Source organism: Bradyrhizobium sp. ORS 285, from assembly GCF_900176205.1.
Classification (GTDB): domain Bacteria; phylum Pseudomonadota; class Alphaproteobacteria; order Rhizobiales; family Xanthobacteraceae; genus Bradyrhizobium.
This window is the reverse complement of sequence record NZ_LT859959.1, coordinates 1,659,940-1,676,353: the sequence shown is the minus strand read 5'-3', so window position 1 is coordinate 1,676,353 and position 16,414 is coordinate 1,659,940. Positions and strand designations below refer to the sequence as shown.

At 66.7% G+C, this 16,414-nt stretch carries 16 protein-coding genes; 3 read left to right on the top strand and 13 right to left on the bottom strand.

The window, feature by feature from the left end; all coding sequences use genetic code 11:
• Positions 1-49: 49 nt before the first annotated feature.
• Positions 50-418, bottom strand: a complete 369-nt coding sequence (locus BRAD285_RS07480) for a transposase (RefSeq protein ID WP_006609607.1) — start codon at positions 416-418, stop codon at positions 50-52.
• Positions 419-490: 72 nt separating this feature from the next.
• Here BRAD285_RS07480 and BRAD285_RS35300 point away from each other — a divergent pair, with 72 nt between their 5' ends.
• The gene (locus BRAD285_RS35300; protein ID WP_157681675.1) at positions 491-649 is read left to right on the top strand and encodes a hypothetical protein; all 159 of its coding nucleotides are present in this window, start codon (positions 491-493) and stop codon (positions 647-649) included.
• 76 nt (positions 650-725) lie between these two features.
• The gene (locus BRAD285_RS07475) at positions 726-1,664 is read left to right on the top strand and encodes an acetamidase/formamidase family protein (RefSeq protein ID WP_006609606.1); all 939 of its coding nucleotides are present in this window, start codon (positions 726-728) and stop codon (positions 1,662-1,664) included.
• Between the two features lie 7 nt (positions 1,665-1,671).
• Here BRAD285_RS07475 and BRAD285_RS36260 read toward each other — a convergent pair whose 3' ends face one another.
• From BRAD285_RS36260 to BRAD285_RS07465, 3 genes are all read right to left on the bottom strand, one after another.
• Positions 1,672-2,505 (bottom strand): 4Fe-4S dicluster domain-containing protein, encoded by an 834-nt coding sequence (locus BRAD285_RS36260; RefSeq protein ID WP_006609605.1) that lies wholly within the window; start codon positions 2,503-2,505, stop codon positions 1,672-1,674.
• Positions 2,506-2,514: 9 nt separating this feature from the next.
• Positions 2,515-3,165, bottom strand: a complete 651-nt coding sequence (locus BRAD285_RS36255; RefSeq protein WP_006609604.1) for a 4Fe-4S binding protein — start codon at positions 3,163-3,165, stop codon at positions 2,515-2,517.
• 458 nt (positions 3,166-3,623) lie between these two features.
• Positions 3,624-4,418, bottom strand: coding sequence for a fumarylacetoacetate hydrolase family protein (locus BRAD285_RS07465; protein WP_006613315.1), 795 nt, complete (start codon positions 4,416-4,418; stop codon positions 3,624-3,626).
• A gap of 840 nt (positions 4,419-5,258) precedes the next feature.
• Between BRAD285_RS07465 and BRAD285_RS07455 the strand changes: the two genes are divergently transcribed.
• The gene (locus BRAD285_RS07455) at positions 5,259-5,873 is read left to right on the top strand and encodes a heme-binding protein (RefSeq protein ID WP_006613316.1); all 615 of its coding nucleotides are present in this window, start codon (positions 5,259-5,261) and stop codon (positions 5,871-5,873) included.
• A 236-nt stretch (positions 5,874-6,109) separates the two neighbouring features.
• Here BRAD285_RS07455 and BRAD285_RS07450 read toward each other — a convergent pair whose 3' ends face one another.
• The 9 genes from BRAD285_RS07450 to BRAD285_RS07405 all read right to left on the bottom strand — a co-directional run bounded on the left by BRAD285_RS07450 (position 6,110) and on the right by BRAD285_RS07405 (position 16,253).
• Positions 6,110-7,489 carry an FAD-dependent oxidoreductase gene (locus BRAD285_RS07450; protein ID WP_006612305.1) on the bottom strand — a complete coding sequence of 460 codons (1,380 nt, stop codon included), beginning with the start codon at positions 7,487-7,489 and terminating at the stop codon, positions 6,110-6,112.
• A 172-nt stretch (positions 7,490-7,661) separates the two neighbouring features.
• The gene (locus tag BRAD285_RS07440; RefSeq protein WP_006612306.1) at positions 7,662-8,276 is read right to left on the bottom strand and encodes a cysteine hydrolase; all 615 of its coding nucleotides are present in this window, start codon (positions 8,274-8,276) and stop codon (positions 7,662-7,664) included.
• On the bottom strand, positions 8,273-10,330 hold the full coding sequence (locus BRAD285_RS07435) for a hydantoinase/oxoprolinase family protein (RefSeq protein ID WP_006612307.1): 2,058 nt from the start codon (positions 10,328-10,330) through the stop codon (positions 8,273-8,275). Before BRAD285_RS07435 ends, BRAD285_RS07440 begins: the two co-directional genes overlap by 4 nt.
• Complete coding sequence (locus tag BRAD285_RS07430) at positions 10,327-12,060, bottom strand: hydantoinase B/oxoprolinase family protein (protein ID WP_087877633.1); 1,734 nt, start codon at positions 12,058-12,060, stop codon at positions 10,327-10,329. The genes BRAD285_RS07435 and BRAD285_RS07430 overlap by 4 nt, the downstream gene beginning before the upstream one ends.
• Entirely contained in the window at positions 12,057-12,935 is an 879-nt protein-coding gene (locus BRAD285_RS07425; RefSeq protein ID WP_006612309.1) for an oxaloacetate decarboxylase, read from the bottom strand. The genes BRAD285_RS07430 and BRAD285_RS07425 overlap by 4 nt, the downstream gene beginning before the upstream one ends.
• Before the next feature lie 43 nt (positions 12,936-12,978).
• Positions 12,979-13,680 (bottom strand): ABC transporter ATP-binding protein, encoded by a 702-nt coding sequence (locus tag BRAD285_RS07420; protein ID WP_006612310.1) that lies wholly within the window; start codon positions 13,678-13,680, stop codon positions 12,979-12,981.
• Positions 13,673-14,416 (bottom strand): ABC transporter ATP-binding protein, encoded by a 744-nt coding sequence (locus BRAD285_RS07415; RefSeq protein WP_006612311.1) that lies wholly within the window; start codon positions 14,414-14,416, stop codon positions 13,673-13,675. The genes BRAD285_RS07420 and BRAD285_RS07415 overlap by 8 nt, the downstream gene beginning before the upstream one ends.
• Positions 14,416-15,384, bottom strand: coding sequence for a branched-chain amino acid ABC transporter permease (locus BRAD285_RS07410; protein WP_006612312.1), 969 nt, complete (start codon positions 15,382-15,384; stop codon positions 14,416-14,418). The genes BRAD285_RS07415 and BRAD285_RS07410 overlap by 1 nt, the downstream gene beginning before the upstream one ends.
• On the bottom strand, positions 15,381-16,253 hold the full coding sequence (locus BRAD285_RS07405; RefSeq protein WP_006612313.1) for a branched-chain amino acid ABC transporter permease: 873 nt from the start codon (positions 16,251-16,253) through the stop codon (positions 15,381-15,383). Before BRAD285_RS07405 ends, BRAD285_RS07410 begins: the two co-directional genes overlap by 4 nt.
• Positions 16,254-16,414 lie beyond the last annotated feature (161 nt).

Sequence of the window (16,414 nt, the reverse complement as noted above, 5' to 3'; positions counted from 1 at the left end):
TCGGCCGGAGCGATCCGGCCGGTGATCATTTTAGCGGAGCAATGATGAGTTAGCGGCCGTAGCGCACCGACGCATAGCGGCCGATGACGGCGCCGCGTGCCTGCCCCGGCGCGCCGGCCACGCCATGGGGCGTGCTGCCGCAGTCCTGACGCAACGGCGCCTGCGCAGCTTTGGGAGTGGTGGTCGGCTGGCCCTCGACGAGCTTGGTCACCAGCGAGCGCAGCCGCTGGTTCTCGATCTCCAGCTCCTTCAGATGCCGCAGGGCAGGACTGGTGAGGCCGCCATAGCGCTGGCGCCAGCGATAAAAAGTACGCAGCGACACGCCGGCCGTGCTGCAAATTTCGGCAATCGGAACACCCGACTCCGCCTCGCAAAGCAGAACCAGAATCTCCTGCTCGGTGTGCAGGGAACGTCGCATGCTCACAGACCCCTACGCGGCCAACTCCAACATTCTCGCATGAATTCCAGGACCTTGGTAGAGCGCCAACGCATGGCGCTCGCGATCGCGCGCCGCATGCACCTCTCCCAATCGCGAGCGGCCGCAGCGGCGATGACGGATCCCGACCCGACGGTGCCTCGCCATTCATTGGCAAAATTGACACGAGCCGCCGAAGCCGATCCGATCTGCCGGGACCATGAGCAAGGCTGACCAGTTTTTGGCATTGCCGCCCGCCGCATCCTGCCTTGTTATCAGCGCCAATAGCCGAGCCTGACGGAGACAGCTCATGTCCAAACGCCACGAGATTCCCGCGACGCATGAGAGCATGGTGTGGGGCTATCTCGACAGCACCACGCCGCCGGTGCTCGAAGTCGCTTCCGGCGACACGGTGACGCTGCATTCGTTTCCCGCCGGCGGCAAGGAGACCTTGCCGGAGGACCGCAGCATCGTTCCTCCCGCCTACCTCACCGCACTGGACACCATGATCCAGGGGCCGGGTCCGCATTTCATCACCGGGCCCGTCTACGTGAAGGGCGCGCAGCCCGGCGACACGCTGCAGGTCGATATCCTCAGCTGCAAGGTCAGCCAGGACTGGGGCTTTGTCTCGATCCTGCCGCTGCTCGGCACCCTGCCCGACGAGTTCACCGACTACGAGACGATCCACCCGAAGGTCGATCACGAGCGCCAGGTCTGCATCATGCCCTGGGGCACCGAGATCGCGCTCGATCCGTTCTTCGGCATCATCGCGACAGCGCCGCCGCCGGCGTGGGGACGGTGCGGCTCGCCTGTGCCGCGCAGTTTCGGCGGCAACATGGACAACAAGGAGCTGCGGCCGGGAACCACGCTGTACCTGCCCGTCTTCAACGAGGGCGCGCTGTTCTTCGCCGGCGACGGCCATGGCGTGCAGGGCGACGGCGAGGTCTGCATCACCGCGCTCGAGACCGGCGTCAGTGGCACCTTCCGGCTGACCGTGCGCAAGGACATGGACATCACCTGGCCGTTCGCCGAGAACGCCACGCATATGATGTCGATCGGCCTCGATGAGGATCTCGACGACGCCGCCAAGCAGGCCGTGCGCGAGATGGTGAAGCATGTCTGCGCCCGCACGAACCTCTCGCGCAACCAGGCCTACATGCTGTGCTCGCTGGCCGGCAATCTGCGCGTCACCCAGCTGGTGGACGGCAACAAGGGCATCCACATGCTGCTGCCGAAGGCGTATCTTTAAGTCTCCTCTACCGGTTGACGAAGCGGTCGTGCGCGCTCAGCACGACCCGGCCGGCGGCATCGACCGCCTCGAAGGTGACGTCGGCATCCGCAGGCTCGGGCATGGTCAAGGTGACGCGTAGCGTCTCCGAACCATCCGGCTCGACCTCGATCGCATCCGCGGCGGCATGGCCGACGATCGCGAGCGCCGCGTCGACGCCGCTGATCGCGAGCTTGAAGTTCTGCACGGCCGAGGACTTGTTGAGCAGCTTCACCGTATAGGCATTGCGCACCGCGCCATCCGACAGCCGCACCGACAGCGGATCGCGGTCGTGCTGCACCGACAGCACGGCGGTGGTCTTGGTCACGAACGACACCGCGATCACGCCGGCCAGCGCCACGCAGGCGAGCGCGAGCCCGATCGTCTTCGGCCGCAGCAGTCGCGGCACGCGCGGCTCGCCCACGCGGCCACGCTCGATGTTCTCCCAGCTCTCGTAGTCGATCAGCCCGCGCGGACGGTCGAGCTTGGCCATCACGCCGTCGCAGGCATCGACGCAGAGGCCGCAATTGATGCAGGCGAAGTTCGGCCCCTGGCGGATGTCGATGCCGATCGGGCAGACCGCGACGCAGGCGCCGCAATCGACGCAATCGCCGGCCGGCTCGCCCAGCGCTCGCGCCTCGGCCGCCTTCTTCGCCGACATCCGGACCTCGCCGCGATAGTCGCGGTAGTTCACGGTGAACGCTTCGGGATCCCAGATCGCGCCTTGGAGACGCGGCCACGGGCACATGAAGGTGCAGACCTGCTCGCGCGCGAAGCCGGCGAGGCCGTAGGTGGTGCCGGCGAAGACGAGCGTCCACGTCAATGCGGTCGCCTACATCTCGCCATGGGCGAGATCGCGCAGCAGCTCCGGCGCGTCGGTGAAGTAGAAGATCAGGGTGCCGCCCGTGCCGACCGCGATCATCATCCACAGCGCGTGCTTGGTCGCGATCTGCGCGACGCGCTTCGCTGTGAGCGGCGCGCTGATGTTCTTCAAGCGCTGCCGGCGGTCGCCTTCGACGAGGCGCTCGACCAGCAGGAAGAGGTCGGTCCACACCGTCTGCGGACAGGCGAATCCGCACCACAAGCGACCGGCCAGCGCGTTCACCAGGACGAGAATGAGGGTCGCCAGCAGCATCGCGGCGGTGATGAGATAGAGATCCTGCGGCCAGATCTCGGCCGGGCCGAGATAGAGTTTTCCGTGGGCGAAATCGAGCAGCACGGCTTGGTCCGGCGCGTTCGGACCGCGGTTCCAGCGGATGAAGGGGGTGAGGTAGTAGACCGAGAGGGTGAGCGTCAGGATCAGCCATTTGAGACGGCGGATAGGTCCCTTGACGCCTTGCGGAACCACGGGACCGCCGAGGTGACGCGGCGATCGTGCCGGCTTGCGCGCGGATGTCTTGCCCTGAGCCGGAGAAGGGCTTTGGCCCTGCCCCTGCGCCATGCGGCGCGTCCTGGCATGATCGATCTCGATGGTGATGGCCACGGCTGCCCTCGTTCGCTTGCCTGTTGCGGGCGACGATAGAGGGCGATCCCCGGCGGCTCTTTGTCGGCCCACAAACTTGCGAACGGCTGGCAGCGGCTGTTTGCGCGGGAACAACGATGGCGGGTGCCAGGTGGGCGATGAAAGACGCGGCGCCGCAAGCGCCACGGCGGCAGGTGCAGCATCCGATGGGATGATAGCGCTTGCCGCCCTTTGGTATAGTCGCACGCGCGGTGCCGCTCGCTGCCCGCCTCTCCCCGCGTGCGGGGAGAGGCCGGATTGCATCGAAGATGCAATCCGGGTGAGGGGGGCTCTCCGCAGGGGAGGTGGGTGTGGCCGCCCCTCACCCCAATCCTCTCCCCGTGAAGAACGGGGAGAGGGAGCGCACCGTCGTCACGGCGACGACCTCCGTTCCAGTGGAGGATTATGAGTGGCAGATCAATCATCTGCCCTTCCTATTCTCAAACGATCTTGATCGACATGTCGGGGAGACCCTCGAGCTTGCACAACAGCACGTCGCCCTTGACCACGGGGCCAACATTCTCCGGCGTGCCGGAATAGATGATGTCACCGGCCTTCAGCTCGAATGCCTCGGAAAGCTTCGCGATCTGCTCGGCGACGCTCCAGATCATCTTGGTGAGATCAGAGTTCTGCCGGACGGTGCCGTTGACCGCGAGCGAGATCGCGCCCTTGGTGAAGTGGCCGACTTTCGCCACCGGGTGGATGGGACCGATCACGGCGGCATGATCGAAACTCTTGCCGATCTCCCACGGCTTCTTCTCGGCGGCCATGCCGTTCTGCAGGTCGCGGCGGGTCATGTCGAGGCCGAGCGCGTAGCCGTAGACGTGATCGAGCGCCGACTCGACCGGGATGTTGGTGCCGCCGGATTTCAGCGCCGCGACCAGTTCGACCTCGTGGTGATAATTCTTAGTCAGCGACGGATAAGGATGCTCGGCGACCTCGCCGACGGCGACGTTCTGGATCGCATCGGTCGGCTTCTGGAAGAAGAACGGCGGCTCGCGGTTGGGATCGGAGCCACGCTCGATCGCATGCGCCGCGTAGTTGCGACCGATGCAGTAGATGCGCCGCACCGGGAACACGCCCTGCTCGCCGACAATCGGAATCGTGATCGCCTGCACGGCGAAGATCGGCTTCGGCCCAGCCTGTGCGGCAGCCGGATGCGGGTCCGTCATGATCGCGGCTGCAGCGGCGGCGGTGCCGGCGACGAGAAGATCGCGGCGTGAGGTGTCTGCCATGGTTTCCTCCTGGAGCAGCCGTTGCAACCGGCTGATTGTTGGTTCTGACGCGCCGACGCGACGCCCACCAACTGATAAGCATATCCATTATGCCAGCGCCACCATCCGCGCACGCGCCATCGCTCTCGCGGCGCAACACGCGCCCGAAGCGATGCTCGAGACCCTCGCGCGACAATGCGAGGGCGCAAGGAGGACCGGACCTCGACTGAGGCCCGTGGCCCGCCTGCGGAAAAAAATGCAGGCGGCAGGTACCACAGGTTCAGCCGGACAGACCCGGCCCTCCCTGCGCGATGGGCTTCACGGCTGCTCCGCGCTCTCCCCGGGGACCGGGCTTGTTTGCCCCCGTCACCTGATGACACGTCCTGTCAGGGTTCATGTCATCCAGGCTTGGCGCCAGCATCGGGGCGCCAGGACCACACGGCTTGACCGTCCGCGAGCTTGCCAATCGTCCAGCGCATCAGCACCTGACAGGCCCGCGGCCACCGCTCCCCGCCTCTACGTATCGTGACGACGCGTACGCCCCTCTGCATGAGGACGGGATGGAGGGAGGAGACCATGGTTTCTGCTAAAGCGAAACAACGAAATTTTTGCGCTTGCATCTGGACAGAGGTGATCCCGCTGAGAACGCAACGAAACTTTCTCTTTCGGCGCAGGAGCGAACGGGGTGGAGAAGGCGCCTGCCGCGCAGCTGGCTCTTTCATTCGGCCGCGGCGTCGAACTGAGTCGCCCGACGGGCAGCCTTTCACCTGATCCGCTGGACCTCGCGCCTCGTTCCCTCGTTGACACCAATTCAGCGGCGCAACCGTCATGACCGAGCCGACACCACCGAGGAGACGCCGCATGCTGATCGGGCTCACCGGCCTCGTCGTGCTCGTTGTCGCAGGCGCTGCCATTGCTGCGGGGCCGCTCATGAGCCGGGTCGAACATCCCAAATACGACGTGGTCAGCCGCGACGGCGACTATGAGATCCGCGCCTATGCGCCGATGATCATCGCGCAGGCCGAGGTGCAGGGCGCGCGCCGGCCGGCGATCGAGGAAGGCTTCCGCATCATCGGCGGCTACATCTTCGGCGCCAACCAGGCCAAGGCCAAGATCGCGATGACCGCGCCTGTGCAGCAGCAGGCCAGCGCGGCCACCGCGCCGGCCGATGGCGTCGCCAGCGACCGCTGGAGCGTCAGCTTCGTGATGCCGTCGAACTGGACGCTCGATACTCTGCCGCCGCCGGCGGACGACCGGATCAAGCTGACGCCGATGCCGGCTCAGCGTATGGTCGCGCTCACCTTTTCGGGCTCGTATTCCGACGGCATTCTCGCCGACAAGACCCGCGAGCTACGCGACTACGCGCAGCGCAAGGGGTTGGCCGTATCAGGCGCGCCCCTGCTCGCGTTCTACAATCCGCCGTGGACCTTGCCGATGCTGCGGCGGAATGAGGTGATGCTGGCGTGTAGTTGTTAGTCGAACCGCTCCCCTCGATCGCGGTTCCCTCCCTCTCCCCGTTCTTACGGGGAGAGGGTTGGGGTGAGGGGCCGCCACACCCACCGACCGTGCGGATAGCCCCCCGCATCGCATCTCACGATGCGATCCGACCTCTCCCCGCCTCAGCGAAGCTTCGCTTCGCCCTGGCGGGGCGAGGTAAACCGAGCGAGCCGCGCGATCTGCAATATCCAATGGATGGAGAGGGCATCGTCGCCTCAGCGCGCCAGCCCCGCGACGCGGCCGAGAGCGACGGCCGTGAGCAGGCCGTTGCCGGAGAGATAGCCGGAGGCATCAGCGCCGGAGACGCCGCAGGCGGCGCCGCCGGCCGCGAACAGATTGTCGATCGAGGTGCGGTCCTTGCGCATCACGCGGGCGTGGTCGTCGATGAGAAGGCCGCCTTGCGTGTGGAACAGCGCGCCGGTGACCTTGACCGCACGATAAGCCGGCGCGAGCTGCGGGACACCAGCAAAGCTGCGGCCGAAGCGATCGACGTGCCGCTCCGACTTCGCGGTCGCGACCTCCGCGAAGGTTGCTGCGAGCGCTTCAAACGGCACGCGCATCGCCGCCACAAGACCCACGATGTCCTCAGCTTCGAGCACCGCACCATGCTCTACGGCATTGCGGAAATCCTCGAACTGCGCGGCGATGCCGGCGATGCGCGCATCGAAGATCGTCCAGGCGACGCCGTCCGGCTGCGCCAGCACGTTGGCCGCCTGCTCGGAATAGCCCGAGGCCTCGTTGGAAAAGCGCTCGCCCCGCGCATTCACCTGGAAGCCGCCCTCGGTGATGGTGGCCCAGCTGATGAGAATGCCGGCGGGATGCGCGACGGAGCCGTGGCCCTGATGGCCGCCAAGATGGCGCGTTGCCGCGCCGAGCTGCTCGCCCCAATTGAGCGCATCGCCCTGGTTGCCGACATGGCCGAAATAGGTGGCGCTCGCCATCTGCGGGATGTGGCGGGCGACCAGCGCCGGATTGCCGCCATAGCCGCTGCAGGCGAGGATCAGGCGACGGCAGCCGATCTCGTCGCTGCTGCCATCAGGCCGCATGAAGCGCACGCCGATGATACGCCGGTCAGCATCGAGCAGCAGTGTCGTCGCATGCGCGTCGCAGAGGATGTCGATGCCGGCCGCTTCGGCTGCCGTGCGCAGACGATCGATCAGCTCGCGCCCGGCGCGGCTCGGCAGGCCGTGCATGCGATAGCGCGAATGGCCGGGATAGGTGAAATTGTCGACCAGCGATAACGGCAGTTGATGCCGGTCGGCGAGCCATTCGAGCGTCGGACCTATCGTCGTCGTGACCAGCTTCACCAGCACAGCATCCGGTTCATCATGCGCCTTGTGCATGATGTCGTCGGCGAAGCGCGACGGAGTGTCGTCAATGCCGAGCGCCGTCTGCCAGCGCGTGCCAGCGGCTGGAACGAGTCCGGCAGACAGCGCCGTCGAGCCCTGCGGCACGGCATCACGCTCCAGCACCAGCACGCTCTCGCCATTCTCGATCGCCGACAGCGCCGCGACGAGTCCCGCCGCGCCGGCGCCAATGATCAGGCAATCGACGGCGAACTCGGGCGTATGGTCGATGATCTCGATCGTGCTCATGTGCGCCCCTTACGACGCTTGTGGCCGTCCTTCGAGACGCGCGCCTGCGGCGCGCTCCTCAGGACGAGGATTTCGGTCTTGGCACGAATGTCTCCCCTCATGGTGAGGAGCGCCATCTTCGGCGCGTCTCGAACCATGAGGCCCCGCAGGTGGCGATACTCGGCAACTTGCCTCATGCTCCCGCCAGCTCCGTCATCGCCTCCGCGATCGACGTCACGCGGCATACCGGCTTGAGCGCCGCGATTGCGGTCGCATGCGTCTCCGCGGTGAAGGCCGCGCATCCATCCTCCAGCACCACCGTCTCGAAATCGCGGATATGCGCATCGCGCACGGTCGAGGCGACGCCGCCATTGGTGACGATGCCCGCGACATACAGCTTCTCGATGCCGCATTTGCGCAGCACCCATTCGAGCCGCGTCATGTAGAAGGCGGAGTACGCGATCTTCTCGATCGTCACATCGGCCGGCTGCAAGGTGTCGACGAGCTGATGGCCCCAGGCGCCGGGCAGGAAATCGCCCTTGGCGAGGAACGGCCGCAGCTGCTTCAGATGCGGCGAGATCAGGGGCTCGCCGCCCTTGCCCGGCACCAGGGTGAACTGCGTCGAGATCACGAAGCCGCCCTTGGACCGCATCAGGTCCGCGAACGGCTTGAGCCGCGGCGGAAGTGCGGCGATATCCGCCGCCGTCTGGCCGGCACGGCCATACGCGCCTTTCGGATCGAGGAAGTCGTTCTGCAGATCGACGATCAGCAGCGCGCTGTGCGCGGCGGGAATGTTGTGATCGCTCATGTCCGCTCCACGATGACGTTGCCGAACTGGTCCACCCGCGCCTGGAAGCCGGGCGCGATCACCGTCGTCGCATCCGGCTGCTCGAGGATCGCGGGGCCCGCGACCTCGGTGCCGACAGGCAGATCGAGACGGGCGTAGATCGCCGTGTCCCACCATTGGCCGTCGAACCAGACGTTGCGGCTGCCGAGCTTTGCCTTGCCGAGGTCGGCGCTCGCGTCCGGCGCAAGCGTTGCGAGGTCGAAGCGCGGGCGCACGCCGATCGCCGCCGTGCGCAGGTTCACGATCTTGATCGGCACGCCCGGCAAGAGCCGGCTGAAACTCTTCTGATAGGCGGTCTCGAACGCCTTGCGCACGTCCTCCACGGTCAGCGCGATCGCGCCGTCGCGAATCTCGGCCGGCAAGGTCGCGCGGATGGTATGGGTCTGACCGACATAGTGCATGTCGAGCTCGAACAGGGTGTCGATGCGCTCGACCGCAAGCCGCGCGTCCTTGACCACGCCCTGCGCGTGCGCGGCCTCGGACAGCATCCACCGCGTCAGCGCCGCGATGTCGAGGCCGTCGACGAACATGTTGAGCGTCTGTACCTGGTCGTGGCGGATATCGGCGATGACGCAGCCGAGCGCCGAGGTGACGCCGGGATAGCGCGGCACCAGCGCCGCCTTCAGCCCGACATCCTTGATCAGCGCCGAAACATGCAACGCGCCGCCGCCGCCGAACGGCACCGCCGCAAAGCGCGAGGGATCATGGCCGCGCTCGATCGACATCAGCCGGATTGCGCCGGCCATCTTGCTGTCGGCGATGCGCACGATCGCTTCGGCCGCTTCCATCACACCGAGGCCGAGCGGCTCGCCGACATGCCTGGCGATGGCGCGCTTGGCGGCCTCGACATCGAGCGCCTTGAGCTTGCCGCCGATCGGCCGGTTTGCATTGATGCGGCCGAGCACGACGTTGGCATCGGTGAGCGTCGGGCGATCGTTGCCGCCGCCGTAGCAGACGGGACCCGGCCGCGAGCCGGCGCTCTCCGGGCCGACCTGCAGCAGGCCGCCGGCATCGACATGGGCGATCGAGCCGCCGCCGGCGCCGATGGTCGTGATCTCGATCATCGGCGTGCGCACGACGAGGCCGAAATCGATCGTGGTCTGCGCCGCCAGCGACGTCGCGCCATCGACCACCAGCGAGACGTCGAAAGAAGTGCCGCCGAGATCGCCGGTGATGACATTGGGGAAGCCGGCCGCCTTGGCGATCTCCGCCGCGGCGATCACGCCGGCCGCCGGGCCGGACAATGCAGTGCGGATCGGGAAGCGCCGCGCCGCATCGGTCGACATCACGCCGCCATTGGACTGCACGATGTGGAAGCGGCCGTCGAACGCCTCGCCGGCGAGCGCGTTCTGCAGCTTCTGCAGATACGAGCCGACGACCGGCTGCAGATAGGCGTTGAGTGCGGTCGTCGAGGTCCGCTCGAATTCGCGGATCTCCGGCAGGATCTGGCTCGAGCACGCGACGTTATCGTTCGGCCAGATCGCCTGCACGGCTTCGAGCGCGCGGCGCTCATTGTCGGGATTGGCGAAGGCGTTGACGAACACGATCGCCAGCGCCTGAGCGCCCTTGGCGAGCAGTTCGCGCGCGGTCGCCTCGACCTGCGCGACATCGACCGCAGTGCGGATGGTGCCGTCCGACAGCACGCGCTCATCGACCTCGGCGCGCATGTCGCGCTCGACGACGGGGACGAAGTCACCCCACAGGCCCCAGGTGTTGCGGCGGTCGCGGCGACGCATCTCGAGCACGTCGCGAAATCCCCGCGTTGTGATCAGCCCGATCCGCGCGCCCTTGCGCTCCAGGAGCGCGTTCGTGCCGACGGTCGTGCCGTGCACGATCGAGGTGAGATGCGTGACCGCGCCGAACCCTTGCAAGCCTTCGAGGAAGCCGACGGCTTCGTCGCCGCGGTTCGACGGCACCTTGTTGGTGCGGAAGCTGCGCTTCGCCTCGTCGAAGTAGAAGAGATCGGTGAAGGTGCCGCCGACGTCGACGCCGACGATGGTGCCGAGCTTGCTCATGCCGCACCTCCAGCGCGGAGCGTGCGCGTCGCTGCTTCATCGACCGCGCCATCAGCCGTCATCGCAACCTTGTAGACGTCACGCGCTTGCGCAGGTGACACGAAACCGAGCGCGACGTCGTGCGCAACGTCAGCGACAGGCCGCGCTTCGGGCGGGCCCCAGCCGCCGCCGCCGGGTGTCTCCAGCCGCACGCGCTTGCCGGCCTTCAGATGCAGATCGGTGATCTTGGACACCATCGGCGGGCTCGCCTCGCCCTGCTCCGTCTGCCAGGCGAAATGATTGAGCGCGGCGCTGCCGCCGCCGGCGACGCCGAACGGCGCCGCCTTGCCGCGCTCGCCGAGCAGCGCGACGTCGGCATCGGCCAGCAGTTCGACCTCATAGACGGCACCGACGCCGCCGCGATGGGTGCCGGCGCCGGCGGAATCCGGGCGCAACGCCCATTGCGTGAACATGACGGGATAGGCTGCTTCCAAGATTTCCACGGGCGGAATGGTCGCGGTCGAGATCGGGTTGTTGGCGTGGTTGAGGCCGTCGGTGGCGGGATTGCCGCCCAGGCCGCCGCCAAAGAACGAGAACATCACGAAGCGGCTGTTGTCCTTGCGATGGCCGGCGATCGATAGCGCGTTGATGGTGCCGAACGGCGCGGCTGTGGCGCGCGACGGATCTGCCTTGGCGAGCGCGCCGAGCACGACGCCGATCAGGCGCAGGATGGTCTCGGTGTAGCCCGCGACCGGCTTCGGCGGACCCGCCGCGAGCAGCGAGCCGTCGGTGATCGCGAACGCGATCGGCCGCAGACAGCCGGCATTGGCCGGCACCTCGGTGAACACATGCTTCAGCGCGACGTAGCAGGCCGCGATCGTGGTCGAGCGCGAGATGTTGATCGGGCCCTTGCAGGCGGCCGACGAACGGGTGAAATCGAGCGTCAGCGTGTCGCCGGCGATGGTGACGTCGAGCGCGACGGTCAGCGGCACATCGACGATGCCGTCATTGTCGAGCACGTCCTCGAACGAATAGGTGCCGTCGGGCAGCGAGGCGATCGCCGCGCGCATCAGGGTCTCGGCACGGTCGGAGAAGGCCTCGAACGCATCAGAGACGATCTTGTCGCCGTAGTCGTCGAGCAGCGCGCGCAGGCGGCGTTCGCCGAGATCGAGCGCGTTGAGCTGGCCGTTGAGGTCGCCCCAGTTCGACATCGGCACGCGCGAATTGGCTTCGATGATGCCGAGGATGTCGTGGTTCATGCGTCCCGCCGCGATCAGCTTGACCGGCGGGATACGCATGCCTTCCTGAAAACTCTCGACCGCCTTCGGATTGTAGCCGCCGGCGACATTGCCGCCGATGTCGAGCCAGTGGCCGACCGAGGCGATCCAGCAGAACACCCGGCCATCGCGGAACACCGGACGCACCAGACGGAAGTCGTTGAGATGGGTGCCGCCGTCATAGGGATCGTTGAAGATGAACGTGTCGCCTTCCTCTAACCCGCCCTCCTTCTCGACCTTGGCAATGACGGCGCGCACGGCAAAGGCCATGGCGCCGACGAAGATCGGCAGACCGCCCTGCCCCTGCACCAGCGTATCGCCTGTCGTGGCGTGATAGATGCCGTGGCAGGCGTCGCGCGCCTCGGCGATCGTCGGATTGAACGCGGAGCGATACAAGGTCGCGTCCATCTCGTCGGCGATCTGCTCCAGCCGCCCCTTCAGCACCGCAAGCGTGATCGGATCCAAGGTGGTCATGCCCGCGTCCCCTCGTCATCAGCGGCGTAACGGGCGCCGTTGGCCAGGATGTCGGCGGTGCCGAGCATCGCGTTGAGGCCGGCGAAATCGAGCATGCGGTCGGCGAACGGCTTGGTCGAGCCGGCCCGTGCCAGCGACTGATAGTAGGCGCGCGCCGAGAAGGCGAGCGCTCGCACGATGCCGCCGGGGAAGATCACGAGCTTGAAGCCGAGCGCGCCGAGCTCCGAGGCCGCATGGATCGGCGTCGAGCCGCCCTCGACCATGTTGGCGAGCAGCGGCCGCTTCGATGCCAGCCGTCCGGCGATGGCCGAGAGTTGCTCATTGCTCTTCGGCGCCTCGACAAACAGCACGTCGGCGCCGGCCTCGGCGTAGCGCTCGGCGCGTTCGATCGCGGCCTCCATGCCCTCGATCGCCAGCGCATCGGTGCGCGCGACGATCAAGGTCTCCGATGACTGGCGCGCATCGAGCGCGGCCTTGATCTTGCCGACCATCTCGCCGGCGCTGATCACGGTCTTGTCGGTGAGGTGGCCGCAGCGCTTCGGCGTGGTCTGGTCTTCGAGCTGGATCGCGGAGGCGCCCATGCGCTCGAACAGCCGAATCGTCCGCTGCACGTTGAGCGCATTGCCGAAGCCGGTGTCGCCGTCGACCACGAGCGGGGTCTCGACGCGATCGCGGATCATGGCGATGGTGTCGGCGACCTCCATCATCGACACCAGGCCGATGTCGGGACGGCCGAGCTTGGTGTAGGCGATGCCGGCGCCGGTCAGATACAGCGCCTTGAAGCCGGCCTCGGCGGCGATGCTCGCGGTCAGCGCGTCATACACGCCGGGCGCGATCGTCAGCTCGGCTGATGCCAGAGTGAATCTCAGGCTCATTGTCGTTTCCTTGTTTGTCTCAAACTATTCGCTGAAGCCGTGGTCACAGACCGAGATAGGCGCGCTTCAGCTCGGCATTGGATTTCAGCTCGGAGGCCTGGCCGGAGAGCGTGATGATGCCGTTCTCCATGATGTAGGCGCGGCCGGCGAGCTCCAACGACTGCACGACGTTCTGCTCCACCAACATGATGGCGAGCCCGGACGCCGCGAGCCGCGCGATCAGCGCGAACATTTCTTCCACCATTAGCGGCGACAGGCCGAGCGACGGCTCGTCGAGGATGAGCAGCTTCGGCTCGCCCATCAGGCCGCGGCCGATCGCCAGCATCTGCTGCTCGCCGCCGGACAGCGTGCCGGCATATTGCCGCGCGCGCTGCTTGAGCTTCGGGAACGTCGCGTAGATCTGCTCGATGCGCTCAGCACGGCCGCGGCGCGGACGGCAATAGGCACCGAGTTCGAGGTTCTCTCGCACCGACAGATTGGGGAAGATCTTGCGTCCCTCGGGCACATGGATCAGGCCGGCGGTGACGATGTCGGGCGCGGCCGCATGCTCCAGCGCAGCGCCGTTGAAGCGGATGGTGCCAGCCGTTGCCGGCACGACGCCCGAGAGCACCTTGTTCAAGGTGGTCTTGCCGACGCCGTTGGAGCCGAGCACGGCGACGACCTCGCCGGCGTTGACGTCGAAGCTGACGCCGCGCAGCACTTCGGTTCCGCCGTAGCCGGCGCGGAGATCGCGAACCTCAAGCATGAGCCTGCTCCGCGCGCAGACGTTCGGCCGCGCCATGGCCGAGATAGGCCTCGATCACCTGTGGGTCCTCGCAGACGGCCCTCGGCTCGCCCTCGGCGATCATGCGTCCCTGCGACAGCACATAGACCTTGTCGCAGAGATTCATCACGGCCTGCATGATGTGCTCGATCATCAGAATGGTGATGCCCTGGTCCCGGATGTCGCGCACCAGCGGCAGCACGTCGCGGATTTCCGACGGGTTGAGACCGGCGAGCACTTCGTCGAGCAGTAGCAGCTTCGGCCTGGTCGCGAGCGCGCGCGCGACTTCGAGACGCTTGCGGCCGGCAACGGTGAGATCGGAGGACGCCTTGGCGAGATCGGCACCGAGGCCGACCCGCTTGGCGATCTCAGCGGCCTGCTGCATGGCCTCCTTGGCATCAGGCGTGTGCAGATAGGCGCCGACCGCGATGTTCTCCTGCACGTTCAGGCCTTCGAACGGCTGCACGATCTGGAAGGTGCGCGCGATGCCCTGGCGCGCGCGAACATGTGGCGCCAACGCCGTGATGTCGCGGCCGTCATAGCTGACGCTGCCGCCATCGGGCTGCAGGAAGCCCGCGACCATCGCGAACAGCGTGGTCTTGCCGGCGCCGTTCGGCCCGATCAGGCCGGTGATCGAGCCCTTCGCGACCGACAGCGACGCCTGGTCGACCGCGACGAGGCCGGAGAAGCGCTTGGTGAGGGACTTGACCTCGAGCATCACGCCTCCTTCGCCTTCGGCGCCCGCAGGCCGAGGCTCTTCATCAGCATGACCAGGCCGTTCGGCGAGAACGCCACCGACAGCACGAGGATGACGCCGAACACCAGCAGGTCCATCCCGGGAATGCCGCCGGACACGCTCTTGGTGAGTTCGCCCAGGCCCAGCAGCACGATCGCGCCGACCAGCGGCCCGAGCACGGTGCCGGAGCCGCCGACGATGGCCGCGAACAGCGCCTCGATCGAGATCCACGAGCCGAACGCGACATTGGCGTCGATGAACAGATAGTTCTGCGCATAGAGGCAGCCCGCGGCGGCGGTCAGCGCGCCGGAGATCGCGATCGCCTTCATCTTGACCGCGAACACGTCGACACCGAGCGCCTGCGCCGCCTGCTCGTTCTCACGCAGCGCGACGAGATAGGCGCCGAAGCGCGAATGCTCCAGCCACCAGCTGACGAGAAGGCCGATCGCCACGAAGCCGAGCGCGATGAGCAGGAAATAACGGCGGTCGGCGAATTGCAGATATGGCAGGCCGGTCTGCAGCTTCAGCAGGATGCCGGCGGCGCCGCCGGTGAAATTGGTGCTGTTGGCGAGGATGCGGGCGACCTCGGCGAAGGCCAAGGTGATCAGCGCGAAGTAAGAGCCCTTCAGGCCGGAGCGGAAGCTGAGGAAGCCGATCGCGGCGCCGACCAGCGCACCGAGTGCGATGCCGATCACGAGCGCGATCCAGGCGTTGACGCCGAAGCGGGTCTGCAGCACGGCCATCGCATAGGCGCCGACGCCGAAGAAGGCGGCGTGACCGAACGATGACAGGCCGGCATAGCCGCCGAGGATGTTCCAGCCCTGCGCCGCCAGCGCTGTTATCATCATGAAGATCATGAGATTCAGCAATGCGCCGGACAGGCCGAGGAACGGGACGATAGCAAGCGCAACGACGATGAAGGCGAGAGTGGCGAGACGCGGCCTGGTCATGCGCGCGCTCCGAACAGGCCGGTCGGGCGCACCAGCAGGGTGACGATGAAGATCAGGAAGATGCCGATCTGGCCGAGGCTGTCACCGAGAAAGAGACTGGACGCGGCCTCGACGACGCCGACCAGGAGGCCGCCGATCAGCGCGCCGGGGATCGAGCCCATGCCGCCGAGCACCACGATGGTGAAGGCGACCAGCACGAAGGCGGCGCCGGTCTTCGGGCTGACGTAGAAGGACGGCATCAGCAGGCCCGCGGCGACGGCGAGACAGGCGCAGCCGATCGCAAAGGTCATGGCGTAGACATGCGGCACGCTGATGCCGACGAGGCTGGCGCCGAGCTTCTCCTTCGCGACCGCGCGGATCGCCTTGCCGATGTCAGTCTGGTGCAGCACCAGCCAGAGCAGAAGTGTGGTCACTATGGTGACGCTGAAGCCGACGACGCGCGGGAACGACAGCAGCAACGGGCCGAGCTCGACGACGCGGAAGGAGTAGTCGGTGGTGATCGTACGGGTATCGGACTGGAAGGCGGCGAGCAGCGCGTTCTCGATGATGATCGACAGGCCGAGGGTGACCAGCAGGATGCCGTTGTCCTTGCCGTGACTGGCGGGGCCGATAATGAAGCGCTGCAGCGCGTAGCCGAGCGCGAACATGAACGGCGCGACGAAGAGAATGGCAAGGTACGGGTCCATGCCGTAGCGGGCGCAGGCGAGCCACACCATGAACATCGCCACCGTCAGCAGCGCGCCGTGGGCGAAATTCACGATGTGCAGCACGCCGTAGATCAGTGTGAGGCCAAGCGCGATCAAGGCATAGATCGCGCCCAGCATCAGTCCGTTCAACAGCGCCTCCACGACGATCTGGGGCGAGTACATTAGATCCTCAAGTTCAGCAGACGCTGTGAGCGATCCGCTTGGTACGCGACCTCATCGCCGCCTGTTCGGTCTTCACCTCTCCCCGCCAGGGCGAAGCGAAGCTTCGCTAGGGCGGGGAGAGGTCGGATTGCATCGCCAGATGCAATCCGGGTGAGGGGGCT

What these genes read in the sequence shown, in the direction of transcription:
- BRAD285_RS07480 (WP_006609607.1), bottom strand. Translation starts at nt 418, where the DNA reads ATGCGACGTTCCCTGCACACCGAGCAGGAGATTCTGGTTCTGCTTTGC.
- BRAD285_RS35300 (WP_157681675.1), top strand. Translation starts at nt 491, where the DNA reads ATGGCGCTCGCGATCGCGCGCCGCATGCACCTCTCCCAATCGCGAGCG.
- BRAD285_RS07475 (WP_006609606.1), top strand. Translation starts at nt 726, where the DNA reads ATGTCCAAACGCCACGAGATTCCCGCGACGCATGAGAGCATGGTGTGG.
- BRAD285_RS07465 (WP_006613315.1), bottom strand. Translation starts at nt 4,418, where the DNA reads ATGGCAGACACCTCACGCCGCGATCTTCTCGTCGCCGGCACCGCCGCC.
- BRAD285_RS07455 (WP_006613316.1), top strand. Translation starts at nt 5,259, where the DNA reads ATGCTGATCGGGCTCACCGGCCTCGTCGTGCTCGTTGTCGCAGGCGCT.
- BRAD285_RS07450 (WP_006612305.1), bottom strand. Translation starts at nt 7,489, where the DNA reads ATGAGCACGATCGAGATCATCGACCATACGCCCGAGTTCGCCGTCGAT.
- BRAD285_RS07440 (WP_006612306.1), bottom strand. Translation starts at nt 8,276, where the DNA reads ATGAGCGATCACAACATTCCCGCCGCGCACAGCGCGCTGCTGATCGTC.
- BRAD285_RS07435 (WP_006612307.1), bottom strand. Translation starts at nt 10,330, where the DNA reads ATGAGCAAGCTCGGCACCATCGTCGGCGTCGACGTCGGCGGCACCTTC.
- BRAD285_RS07430 (WP_087877633.1), bottom strand. Translation starts at nt 12,060, where the DNA reads ATGACCACCTTGGATCCGATCACGCTTGCGGTGCTGAAGGGGCGGCTG.
- BRAD285_RS07425 (WP_006612309.1), bottom strand. Translation starts at nt 12,935, where the DNA reads ATGAGCCTGAGATTCACTCTGGCATCAGCCGAGCTGACGATCGCGCCC.
- BRAD285_RS07420 (WP_006612310.1), bottom strand. Translation starts at nt 13,680, where the DNA reads ATGCTTGAGGTTCGCGATCTCCGCGCCGGCTACGGCGGAACCGAAGTG.
- BRAD285_RS07415 (WP_006612311.1), bottom strand. Translation starts at nt 14,416, where the DNA reads ATGCTCGAGGTCAAGTCCCTCACCAAGCGCTTCTCCGGCCTCGTCGCG.
- BRAD285_RS07410 (WP_006612312.1), bottom strand. Translation starts at nt 15,384, where the DNA reads ATGACCAGGCCGCGTCTCGCCACTCTCGCCTTCATCGTCGTTGCGCTT.
- BRAD285_RS07405 (WP_006612313.1), bottom strand. Translation starts at nt 16,253, where the DNA reads ATGTACTCGCCCCAGATCGTCGTGGAGGCGCTGTTGAACGGACTGATG.